Here is an 11890-nt window from a genome sequence, read left to right as displayed (position 1 = left end):
TACCCTCTTTCTGCTACTAACACTTTAAATAAATCTCTTACGATTTACTTTTACACGTGTGCATACGCCTAGTTAGTAGACTTCCTTTCTATAATTTTGCTAGTTCATCACTAGCTGTGTCGGTAAGTTTTTCACAATACCTACACTTTCATTATTTATTTTTTCTCTTCACTACCCCCTTTATATATAATCTTAGACATAATTATTTCCTCATTATCAATACCTATCATTATACTGCAAAAGGAAGAACAAACCAATTGCAGTCGGTTATTTATTTTCATATTCATCAAATGACCAAAGTGGTGCTTGATATGCTTCAACAGTTAAATAATTCATATATTCATTAGTACTTACTCTTAATACATCATTTACTAATTCATATAATCTAACATCACCGTTTATTTTTTTCCACTTCTTCACTTTAAGAAACTTCCAAATATCATCATCTGTTACTCGGTCATAACCGAACATGTGAAACTCTTCTACTTTGCTTTCTAAAACGACTTGTAACTGTCCGCGGTATGATTCTACCAAAGCCTCTTTTTCTAACATACATAAACATCTCCTTCTTATTTCAGCACGAAAAGTCGCTTTTAATCCCGCTCTAATGGACAGCAATAACTACTTTCAAGAGCACTCTCATACTTCACTCTCTTAAATGCTTGTCATTCTTGTCTCATACGTGCATATAAATTATTGTAAATCATTCCACTGATTTTGAGAAGGTAGGAGAAGATCATGACGAGACAAAGCTTTTTAAAAGGCGCATTTATTTTAATGATAGCCGGCTTTATTACCAAAATCCTTGGATTTATTAACCGGATTGTAATGGCACGTATTTTAGGGGAAGAAGGTGTTGGCCTTTATATGATGGCCGTTCCTACATTCATTCTAGCAATTACATTAACACAAATCGGCCTTCCTGTCGCAATCGCAAAATTTGTAGCAGAAGCAGAAGCTGTGAACGATAAACAAAGGGTTAAAAAAATATTAACAGTGTCATTAGCTGTTACATCCGTTATTAGTATCATTTTAACAATCGGAATTATGCTCCTCACACCTATTTTAGCAAAAACATTATTAACTGATGAACGAACGTACTATCCATTAATGGCCATTTTACCTGTCGTTCCTGTTATTGCTGTTTCTTCTGTTTTACGCGGTTATTTCCAAGGGAAACAAAATATGAAACCTAGCGCTTATGCTCAAGTTATAGAACAAGTTGTCCGCATTACAATTATCGCTATATGCATTCAGTTATTTTTACCTTACGGCGTAGAATATGCTGCAGCTGGCGCTATGTTATCAGCCGTTCTCGGTGAAGTTGCATCGTTATTATTTTTACTCACTTTATTCCAGCGCGAAAAACATTTATCTATACGCTCTAGATTTTTCACTACTGTAAAGGAGAGCAAGGGTACATTTTATTCTCTTATGGATATTGCCCTTCCAACTACAGGAAGTCGTTTAATCGGTTCCGTTTCATATTTTTTTGAACCTATCGTTGTTATGCAAAGCTTAGCGATTGCCGGAGTTGCTGCCTCTGTCGCAACCCAGCAATACGGTATATTAAACGGTTATGCATTCCCACTTCTATCACTGCCAGCCTTTATTACATACGCTCTTTCTACAGCACTCGTTCCATCTATTAGTGAAGCGATGGCTAAAAGACAGCATAAATTAGTGGAACACCGCCTCCAACAAGCTCTTCGGATCTCATTAATTACTGGTGGGTGGTCAGTCGTTATATTATACGTATTCGCTTCTCCTATTTTAACTCTTATGTATGGATCAGATAGTGCAACAGCATTTATCCAGCTTCTTGCACCTTGCTTTTTATTTCATTACTTTCAAAGTCCACTTACCTCTGTTTTACAAGCTTTAAACTTAGCAAGAGCTGCAATGATGAATACATTTATTGGCGCCATCGTGAAATTAATCGTTATTTTTGTACTAGCTTCAAGGCCAGATTTTCAAATGATGGGGGTTGCCCTTGCAATTGCAGCAAATATAGTGACGGTAACATTCCTTCATTACGCTACTGTTTTAAAGAAAATTACATTTACCATTTACGCAAAAGACTACATTTTCGGCGGACTTGCTATCGGTATTGCAGGTGCTTTCGGCTTTTACCTTCATAAATATATGATTTTCTCTCATTCACTCGGCGTACAAACATTATGGGAAATCACTTTAACAACAATCGTTTATATTACCCTCCTCTTCACTTTCAAACTCATTCGAAAAGAAGAGTTAAGTCGACTTCCAATCATTCGAAAACTTTCATTTTTGAAGTAAACGGGCTTACTATTTCATATAGTAAGCCTCTAGTTTTCTTTCAAATCAACAAAAAATTGTCCGTTTTGAAAGCTGCAGTATAAAATTTGTGCGATATCGTTATAACCTAAGTTTTTTAATTTTCCAATGAGCCATTCGTCTGTATGTTCAATCATTTGTAAATGATTCAATTGAATTTCTCCATCAATAATAAGAGGAAGAGTAAACTGCAATGTATCCTGCCCGCCTTTTTGTTTTTGAAAGACAGATAACTTCCCAGATGGTTCTAAAATAGCGTATTCTACATCTCGGATATCTCCAACTCCTTGCTCCCTTAATTGCATCAATAAATCATCTATATTATAACGCTGCTTTCTCATCTTCTTTTCATCAATTTTCCCCGCATTTACAAGAATAGCCGGCTCACCTTCTATTAAATGCCGAAATCGTTGAAACTTTAATGAAATGACTGACAAAATAATTTGTATACACATAAGAAAAGTCATCGGAACTAATTGGTGCCAAAGTGATTTATCGGTATTTTCAATTGCGACTACAGCCATTTCCCCAAGCATAATGAATACGACTAAATCTAATACACTTAACTCTCCAATTTCACGTTTACCCATAAGACGAAAAATAATTAATATGATGATATATAAAAGCATCGTCCGGCCAATGATTGATACCCATTCCATTTCTACATCTCCTTTTTTACGTATAGACTCCCCTATAAAAAATAAACTAGTCTAACTTGGGCAAAAAGAAAATATGCTTGTATTAAAAAGGGGGAATGTATAAATGGATGGAACGAAAAAATTATCAACCGCAATCGGCTTTGGTATCATTACCTTATTAATTTTTGCATCAATTATTAGCATGGTTATGGCTCTTTTATTAAAGTTTACAGATATGACTGAAGAGACATTAGCCGTTACTATTTTTATACTAGCTCTTTTATCTATGCTTATATCCGGATTTACTGCCGGCAAAAAAGTACAAGGGAAAGGTTGGCTAGTAGGTTTCACAACAGGTCTTACATTCGCTATACTTGTTTTTCTAGTTAACTATTTAGGCTTCTCTCAAACTTTATCGAACTCCCAGTTACTTTATCAATTAGCATTAATGGGCGCGAGTACACTCGGTGGTATTTTCGGGGTAAATATGTCAAAACAAAATAACTAAAAAAGGCCCTGCACATTTCATGCAGGGCCTTTCTCATTAGTTTTTCACAATTTCACGAATCGCATTACGATCGAAAGTTAAGTGTGAACCACCAGATTTAATAACGATTTTCGTCTCATCTACTGATTCGATTGTACCGTGTAAACCACCGATTGTTACGATAGCATCACCTTTTGCTAACTCATTTTGCATTTGAGCAACTGCTTTTTGACGCTTTTGTTGCGGGCGAATTAATAAGAAATAGAAAATCGCAAACATCGCAACGATCATAACGATATTCATCATACCTGGATTCATCTTTTGTTCCTCCTTTTAAATTATGTATTAGAAGTTTTTAGCATTCGGTTTATTAAAGCCATACTGTTCAAAGAATTCTTCGCGGAAATCGCCAAGACGGTCTTCACGAATAGCTTGTCTCACCTGCTCCATTAAGTTTAACAGAAAATGAAGGTTGTGATAAGACGTTAAACGAATTCCAAACGTTTCATCACATTTCATTAAGTGACGAATGTACGCACGAGAGTAATTTTTACATGTATAGCAATCACAGTTTGGATCAAGTGGACCGAAGTCTCTTGCGAATTTTGCATTTTTTACAACTAGACGACCTTCACTTGTCATACATGTACCATTTCGAGCGATACGAGTTGGAAGTACGCAGTCAAACATATCAACTCCGCGAATTGCACCATCAATTAATGAGTCAGGAGAACCCACTCCCATTAAGTAACGTGGCTTATTATCTGGAAGAAGTGGTGTTGTAAACTCAAGTACACGGTTCATAATATCTTTCGGTTCCCCAACAGATAAACCACCTATAGCATAACCAGGGAAGTCCATTGAAACAAGGTCTTTCGCACTTTGACGACGAAGTTCTTCGAACTCTCCACCCTGTACGATACCAAATAAACCTTGATCTTGTGGACGTTCATGTGCTTTTAAGCAACGTTCTGCCCAGCGGCTTGTACGTTCTACAGATTTCTTCATATATTCAAAAGTAGCTGGGAATGGTGGACACTCATCAAATGCCATCATAATATCTGAACCTAATGCATTTTGAATTTCCATCGCTTTTTCTGGTGATAAGAATAATTTATCTCCATTTAAGTGATTACGGAAGTGAACGCCTTCCTCTTCAATGCGACGGAAGTCACTTAAACTAAATACTTGGAAACCACCAGAATCAGTTAAAATCGCACGGTCCCAGTTCATAAATTTATGCAAACCACCTGCTTCACGAACAATTTCGTGACCTGGACGTAGCCATAAATGATACGTATTACTTAAAATAATACCAGAATCCATTGCTTTTAATTCTTCTGGTGACATTGTCTTAACTGTTGCAAGTGTACCAACTGGCATAAATGTTGGTGTATCAAATGAACCGTGCGGCGTATGTACACGTCCTAAACGGGCACCCGTTTGTTTACAAGTTTTAATAAATTCATAACGAATTGCTGTCATAATTTACTCCTTTTATTTGTTTCCCATTTTAGCGTGAGATGCAACGAACATTGCATCACCGAAGCTAAAGAAACGATATTTTTCTTTTACTGCTTCATTATAAGCATGAAGTACATTATCCCTATTTGCAAATGCACTTACAAGCATAATTAATGTTGATTTCGGTAAATGGAAGTTTGTAATTAAACCATCAATTGCTTTAAATTCATAACCTGGGTACATAAAAATATCTGTCCAGCCAGAAGCAGCACAAAGCTTGCCGTCATGATCTGTCGCAATTGTTTCTAACGTACGAGTTGAAGTCGTACCTACCGTAATAATACGTCCACCATTCTCTTTCACGCGATTTAATAACGCAGCTGTCTCTTCAGACATATGGTAATATTCTGCGTGCATATGGTGTTCTTCAATCGTATCTGCAGAAACTGGTCTAAATGTTCCAAGTCCTACGTGAAGTGTAATGAAAGCTAACCCGACGCCTTTTTGTTTTAACTTCTCCAGTAACTCTTCTGTAAAGTGAAGTCCTGCAGTCGGCGCTGCTGCTGAACCGATTTCTTTCGCATATACCGTTTGATAGCGATCGCGATCTTCTAGCGTCTCTTTAATATATGGAGGAAGTGGCATTTCCCCAAGTTCATCTAAAATTTCATAGAAGATGCCGTCATATGAAAATTCAAGATGACGTCCACCTTGATCTGCAGTTCCTATGCAAGTTGCTTTTAATTTCCCTTCGCCAAAAGAGATAACAGTTCCTTCTTTTACACGTTTCGCTGGCTTAACAAGCGTTTCCCACTTATCGCCTTCTTCTTGTTTTAGAAGAAGTACTTCAATGTGCGCGCCTGTATCTTCTTTCACACCGTGCAAACGAGCAGGCATAACTTTCGTTTCATTTAAAACTAAGCAATCCCCCTCATGTAAGTAAGAAAGAATGTCTGTAAAATGTTTATGCTCAATATCGCCTGTTTCACGATCTAACACCATTAATCTTGATGTTTCACGATCTTCTAATGGGATTTGTGCAATAAGTTCTTCTGGTAAATGAAAATCAAACAGATTAATATCCATAACTATATCCACCTATTTCTTATTTAAATCGATTTATTATATACATAATAAAAGATAATACAATACTTAACACAATACATGTAATGATAGGAAAATAAAAGGTAACGTTACCTTTTTTCACAAAAATATCGCCTGGAAGCCTTCCTATGAACTTCCAAGCTAATCCAACAACGATAAGTAAGATACCTGCTGTAATAAGCAATTTTGGCATCTCCGTCATACTTTTGGTATCTCCATTCCGAAATGCTCATAAGCAAGTGGTGTTACAATTCGACCCCTTGGCGTTCGTTGTAAAAAGCCAATTTGTAGTAAATATGGCTCATATACATCTTCAATCGTATGGGATTCTTCTCCAATCGTTGCCGAAACTGTTTCTAATCCAACTGGACCACCACGGAATTTCTCAATAATACCAAGCAATAATTTATGATCAATATGATCTAGACCTAATTTATCTACTTGCAGTAGTTCTAACGCCATTTGTGTAATTTCCATTGTAACCGTTCCGTTACCACGAACTTGTGCGAAATCTCGTACACGTCGTAATAAACGATTCGCAATACGAGGTGTACCACGAGCACGTCTTGCAATTTCTAGTGCGGCTAACGAATCAATTTCAACTTCGAATACTTCTGCTGTACGTTCAACAATCTCAGAAAGCTGATCTACTGTGTAATACTCTAATCTTGAAAGTACACCGAAACGGTCACGAAGCGGCGCTGATAATGCCCCCGCACGGGTCGTTGCTCCAACTAATGTAAATGGCGGTAAATCTAAACGTACAGACCGTGCTGATGGCCCTTTTCCAATTACGATATCAAGGCAAAAATCTTCCATCGCAGGATATAACACTTCTTCAATTGACCTATGCAAACGATGAATTTCATCAATAAATAATACATCACCCGGCTGAAGTGCTGTTAATACAGCTGCTAAATCTCCCGGCCTTTCAATTGCTGGACCTGAAGTTGTTCTAACATTTACGCCCATTTCATTAGCAATAATATTGGCAAGCGTCGTTTTACCAAGTCCTGGTGGTCCATATAGAAGCACATGATCTAACGTTTCTTCACGCATTTTCGCTGCTTCAATAAATACCTCTAAATTATGTTTCGCTTTATCTTGGCCAATATACTGACGGAGCGTCTGTGGCCGTAATGAATATTCTAAATCCGAATCTTCATATGCAGATTCCCCTGAAAGGAGACGTTCGTCCATTATACTCACCTCTTACCATTTAGTAAAAGACTAAGTGCCTTTTTAATATACTGATCCGTCGTTAATGATTCTTTTAATAACTCTGGTACAACGCGAGAAACTTCTCGTTCTGCGTATCCAAGTGCGCGCAGAGCTTCCAGCGCCTCATCAAGCTCAACTGATGAACCTTTCTTCTCATCAAAACGTTCTGTGTCTGAGAATAAATCAACAAATGCATCTGGCACGACATCAGCTAGTTTTCCTTTTAAATCTAAAATCATTTGGCGCGCTGTTTTCTTTCCGACGCCCGGGAACTTCACTAAAAACTTCTCGTCTTCGTGTTCAATCGCTTGAACGACCTGTCCTGTTTGACCAGACGCTAAAATTGCAAGAGCGCCTTTTGGTCCAATACCAGACACACCTAACAACTTTGTAAATAATAAACGCTCTTCACGTGTTTTAAACCCGTAAAGTGCCATAATATCTTCTCTCACATAATGATATGTATAGACACGGATTTCTTGCTTACTTCTTTGAAATACATACGGATTTGGTGTGAAAATTTGATAACCAATTCCATTATGGTCAATTACGACATATTCCGGTCCTACATACTCCACGTAACCTGTAACATATTCAAACAAAATACGATCTCTCCCTCTTAAATCATGTATTCCATTTTAACATATTTAATGATAGAAAAGCGAGACTACCCCAACAAATGTTCCCTATTTGAAACTTCTGTTATTTTCCATTGACAGAAAGTATGAAGCACCTTAATATACAGAATTCGATAATGATTATCAATGTTAATTAAAGGGGTTACATCAGGATGAAACAGAAGCTATTTATTTTATTTACTATTATGCTAGTTGTTCTTTCTATCGTTGGCTGTTCTTCTCAAAAAGAAGAATCGAAAGCGAAAGAAAGAACAACTGAAAACAAAAGTTGTAAAACACGCTAAAGGGGCAGCTACAATTCCAGTAAATCCAAAGAGAATTGTTGACCTGTCTAGATCAACAGAAGAATTATTACTTCTTGGACACAAACCTGTTGGTACAGCAAGCACATATAAAGATAAAATCCAAAATCATTTAACAGAAAAATTAGACGGAGTAAAAGCAGTAGGGTGGTACTGGGCACCTAAAGTTGATTTAGAAGCTGTTACTGCATTAAAACCAGACTTAATTATTTTAAATAATCGTCAATTGAAGATCTATGATCAATTAGAAAAGGTTGCACCAACAGTTGTTTTAGAAACAAACTTAGAAGACTGGCGCGGTAAGTTTAAAGACGTAGGTAAACTATTTGACGAAGAAAAGAAAGCAGACAAATGGATTGCAGACTACGATAAAAAAGCAGACTCTTTATCTAAAAAAATTAAAGAAAAAACAAAAGATGAGAACTTTATGTTCGTCGCAGTTACACCACAAAACTTCCAGCAACAAAAGGTACAGATTTAAAACAAACGATGGCACAAGTATCGCTAGAAGGTCTTGTTGCATTCCAGCCTGACCAAATGTTTATTGTAAACTTCGGCGGCGAAGCTGATAAAGTTTACGAAGACTATAAAAACAGTGCCGTTTGGAAGGACAATAAAGCAGTTAAAAACAATCACGTATATGAAGTATCGAATGAAATCTTCAATACAAAAGCTTTCAATCCAATCGGAAAAGATATGCTAATCGATGAAATCGCAAAACAAATTTTAGATAAAAACAAGTAAGAAAAAAAGCAGCTCACCACGAGCTGCTTTTTTTCTTACTTTGCACTGCGTATTGCTTCATTTTTTCAATCGTCTTCACAAAACCTTCTTTTGATTTAATGCGAATACCACGCTTCAATTTCGCACGCTCATAACTCTCAAGCTTTTTCATATCAATTTGAAAGAAGGAATGAATCGCATTATCACTTTTCGGTACACCTTTGAAAATTTGTAATATCCCTTCCTCTGAAACACCGAAATAACCGCTCGTCTTTAATAACGGAGAAATATCATCAACTTTCTTTTGTAATACAATTTGTACATCATCACGATCAACGAGCTGCCATTCTTTATACTGCTGTAAAAACTTTTCTAAGTCCGCTACTTTTTCTGTAAATATTTCCTCACTTACTTCTCCATCAACATACATTCGCTCTAATAAAATTGTAACTTCAGGCTCTTTTTCTGTTACTTCTGGTACTGGCCCTTCCGCCTTCACATTCGTTTCATAAACGAAACAAAACATCATAACGAAAGCTTGCATCGCAATCAGTATCCATTTCATTTCCGTTCACCTCTTTTAGGCAAGATCAAACTTTCATTAGTAGTTTTTCCGGAAATGGAGGTTTTATCCATATAAATGACCATATTACATTTCTCTCGAAAATAAAAAAATGCAGATAAAGTTTTATCTTTATCTGCATTAGCATTTGTTTTTATATAAAATGAAAGACGCCTGCAAAGCAGGCGTCTTGATGCGTTTACGGCGAGAGACCAGGCGACCACATTCGCGTGTTTAGCACTTAAGCATATCTCTCGTCTTACGTAAATTAGCTCATCGCTTTGCTAATATAACATTAATAAAGTATAAGTGCAACATGTTTATAAAAATATTTTATTTACTCTTTTATCCAAACGGACTTTGTGTAAATTATAAATTGATAATTGTAATATATATGTTACAATTAATATAATAGCGAAATCATAATAAACAGGAGATGGATATTGTGAAAAAAATAAAGGATGAACGTCTCATTCTGAAAACATTAAAAAACATACGTATTGCCTTTCTTTTTCAATCGCTTGGTATAATTGGTATTTTAGGCTATATCGGATTCACTGAAGGAATGGATCAAATTACGAAATCTCCATTGTGGCTATTATTTATGCTTACAAGTATTTTACTTGCTTATTTACAGTTAAGTGTTTCAATCGATGTAGAAGAAGGTGAAAAGGAAATAAAATTAACTCCTTATTACAAGCTTGTCTTACGCTCTCTTATTGTTGGAATTATTATAGCTATTATTTATATCATTTTCAGTCCAGAGAGACCTTTTTTCGAAGCTATTTTAACAGGTAGTATTTTCTTCATATGTTTTTTAGTTTCTTATTCCGTTAGTTATTTTATTAAAAAACGTCGTTTAAAAGATGACGATGAATAAAAGAAGAAGGGCTATCCCTTCCTCTTTCGTTTTGCTATCGCATAGTACCAGTTAAACCGTAACGAATGTCTCGGAACATATTTCCTATGTCACGATTAAAATCGTTTGTAACTGTACCGTTACGTAAACGCGTGCTCATTGCATCGACACGAGTAAACATATCATTTCTTACAGAAACATATACGTTTCTGTTTCCAACTTCATTTGAAACCGCTTGACGAATTTCGTTCGCCATCGTCGTTTCATTTGTCACTGTGTTACGTGGTTTTACTGCAATCGCTACATCGTTTCCATATACAACTGTAGACACGCGGTCTACGTTATTCATACGTTTCACACGATTTGTTATTCTTTCAGCTGTTTTACCATCATTGTTAATGTATGAATTGTTCATTGTAATATTACGAGTTGGATGCGGATTAGCAATTTGTCCGTTGTAATTTACATCACGGTAATAATTGTATCCTGTATCGTTACGACCATTTCTATATGTTACATAATCTGTATAGCGATCATTACGCGCTACATTATCACGATACTGGTGTGTATCGTTATAAGATGTATGCTTATAGTTGTAGTTACGTCCATCCATTGCATTGTTATCTTTTGGTGTACCACATGCAGCTAATGCACTGGTAACTAACAAAGAAGCAGCAATCACTTTTACTTTCGTATTCAATACAAAAACCCCCTCTGTTAGAATGAACTTCTCTTCTGAAAAGCTCCCTCTTATGATGAGTAACAGAGAAGGTTTTTACACTGTTAATATTTCACTGGGGATTTTCTAACATTTGATGTAAATCTTCCATTTTCAGAAAGACTCTACATACAAAAAAGGCGGGAATAATCCCGCCTTTTTTAAACTTCCTCTTCGTCCTCTTCTTCTGAAACCGGCTCCCCAAATACATTTGGTGGATCTGGTTGATAATACATCGTTCCTGGCTGTGGCGCATATGCCGATTGAGTTGGTTGATAATATAAAGGATTCGCGTATTGTGGTCCTCCAGGTTGCGGACTATATAGCCTACTCTCTCCTCCGCATCCACAATCTTCCTCTCCTTGCACGAGCGGTGGCATATTATTATCCATTGGCATCATATTTGGATTTGGCATAGACGTATATTGCGGTCCAAACGGTGCCCCTTGCTGATATGGCATTTGATATGGATTTTGTTGTTGATAATACGGATTTGGCGGCATCATAGGCTGTTGGTATGGTATTTGATATGGCATCATATTCGGTGGTTGATTATTATCCATGATCGGCATCATATTCGGCATTTGATTGTTATCCATTATTGGCATCATATTTGGCATTTGATTGTTATCCATTATTGGCATCATGTTTGGCATTTGATTGTTATCCATTATTGGCATCATATTCGGCATTTGATTGTTATCCATTATTGGCATCATGTTTGGCATTTGATTGTTATCCATTATTGGCATCATATTTGGCATTTGATTGTTATCCATTATTGGCATCATATTTGGCATTTGATTATTATCCATTATCGGCATCATGTTCGGCATTTGATTACTATCCATTATCGGC

13 protein-coding genes and 1 pseudogene are annotated in these 11890 nt (G+C 36.4%); 4 read left to right on the top strand and 10 right to left on the bottom strand.

The features are described from left to right. Positions 1-267: 267 nt before the first annotated feature. Entirely contained in the window at positions 268-552 is a 285-nt protein-coding gene (locus ACUN0F_RS10880; protein WP_000890214.1) for a post-transcriptional regulator, read from the bottom strand. 186 nt (positions 553-738) lie between these two features. Between ACUN0F_RS10880 and spoVB the strand changes: the two genes are divergently transcribed. Further along, positions 739-2298, top strand: coding sequence for a stage V sporulation protein B (spoVB, locus tag ACUN0F_RS10875; RefSeq protein ID WP_264462048.1), 1560 nt, complete (start codon positions 739-741; stop codon positions 2296-2298). A 29-nt stretch (positions 2299-2327) separates the two neighbouring features. On the opposite strand, the gene ACUN0F_RS10870 is transcribed toward spoVB, so the two are convergent. Continuing rightward, positions 2328-2975, bottom strand: coding sequence for a DUF421 domain-containing protein (locus ACUN0F_RS10870; RefSeq protein WP_215562156.1), 648 nt, complete (start codon positions 2973-2975; stop codon positions 2328-2330). A 103-nt stretch (positions 2976-3078) separates the two neighbouring features. Between ACUN0F_RS10870 and ACUN0F_RS10865 the strand changes: the two genes are divergently transcribed. After that, a complete protein-coding gene (locus tag ACUN0F_RS10865) occupies positions 3079-3462 on the top strand; it encodes a TIGR04086 family membrane protein (protein ID WP_445539482.1) in 384 nt (127 codons plus the stop codon). Positions 3463-3498: 36 nt separating this feature from the next. Here ACUN0F_RS10865 and yajC read toward each other — a convergent pair whose 3' ends face one another. Genes yajC through ruvA form a run of 6 tightly spaced genes read right to left on the bottom strand, consistent with a single transcriptional unit; the run spans position 3499 to position 7832 of the window. Beyond that, positions 3499-3759 carry a preprotein translocase subunit YajC gene (gene yajC / locus ACUN0F_RS10860; RefSeq protein ID WP_445539481.1) on the bottom strand — a complete coding sequence of 87 codons (261 nt, stop codon included), beginning with the start codon at positions 3757-3759 and terminating at the stop codon, positions 3499-3501. Positions 3760-3786: 27 nt separating this feature from the next. Then, positions 3787-4926 (bottom strand): tRNA guanosine(34) transglycosylase Tgt, encoded by a 1140-nt coding sequence (gene tgt / locus ACUN0F_RS10855; protein ID WP_000125371.1) that lies wholly within the window; start codon positions 4924-4926, stop codon positions 3787-3789. A 12-nt stretch (positions 4927-4938) separates the two neighbouring features. Beyond that, a complete protein-coding gene (gene queA / locus ACUN0F_RS10850; RefSeq protein ID WP_087985314.1) occupies positions 4939-5991 on the bottom strand; it encodes a tRNA preQ1(34) S-adenosylmethionine ribosyltransferase-isomerase QueA in 1053 nt (350 codons plus the stop codon). A gap of 19 nt (positions 5992-6010) precedes the next feature. Further along, entirely contained in the window at positions 6011-6211 is a 201-nt protein-coding gene (locus ACUN0F_RS10845; protein WP_000138162.1) for a DUF2905 domain-containing protein, read from the bottom strand. After that, the gene (ruvB, locus tag ACUN0F_RS10840) at positions 6208-7209 is read right to left on the bottom strand and encodes a Holliday junction branch migration DNA helicase RuvB (protein ID WP_000344465.1); all 1002 of its coding nucleotides are present in this window, start codon (positions 7207-7209) and stop codon (positions 6208-6210) included. The genes ACUN0F_RS10845 and ruvB overlap by 4 nt, the downstream gene beginning before the upstream one ends. Before the next feature lie 5 nt (positions 7210-7214). Continuing rightward, positions 7215-7832 (bottom strand): Holliday junction DNA helicase RuvA, encoded by a 618-nt coding sequence (gene ruvA, locus ACUN0F_RS10835; RefSeq protein WP_016086163.1) that lies wholly within the window; start codon positions 7830-7832, stop codon positions 7215-7217. 188 nt (positions 7833-8020) lie between these two features. Here ruvA and ACUN0F_RS10830 point away from each other — a divergent pair. Beyond that, a pseudogene (locus tag ACUN0F_RS10830) lies at positions 8021-8914 on the top strand (iron-hydroxamate ABC transporter substrate-binding protein). Between the two features lie 13 nt (positions 8915-8927). On the opposite strand, the gene ACUN0F_RS10825 reads toward ACUN0F_RS10830, so the two are convergent. After that, positions 8928-9458 (bottom strand): BofC C-terminal domain-containing protein, encoded by a 531-nt coding sequence (locus ACUN0F_RS10825; RefSeq protein WP_046956297.1) that lies wholly within the window; start codon positions 9456-9458, stop codon positions 8928-8930. A 433-nt stretch (positions 9459-9891) separates the two neighbouring features. On the opposite strand from ACUN0F_RS10825, the gene ACUN0F_RS10820 reads away from it, so the two are divergent. After that, the gene (locus tag ACUN0F_RS10820; RefSeq protein WP_080377683.1) at positions 9892-10335 is read left to right on the top strand and encodes a branched-chain amino acid ABC transporter substrate-binding protein; all 444 of its coding nucleotides are present in this window, start codon (positions 9892-9894) and stop codon (positions 10333-10335) included. A 34-nt stretch (positions 10336-10369) separates the two neighbouring features. Here the strand turns inward: ACUN0F_RS10820 and ACUN0F_RS10815 are convergent, their stop codons facing one another. Next, positions 10370-11014 (bottom strand): YhcN/YlaJ family sporulation lipoprotein, encoded by a 645-nt coding sequence (locus ACUN0F_RS10815; RefSeq protein WP_264462050.1) that lies wholly within the window; start codon positions 11012-11014, stop codon positions 10370-10372. Positions 11015-11890: the final 876 nt, after the last annotated feature.

Source organism: Bacillus sp. 1A, assembly GCF_052682215.1.
This window is presented reverse-complemented; position numbering and strand designations above follow the sequence as displayed.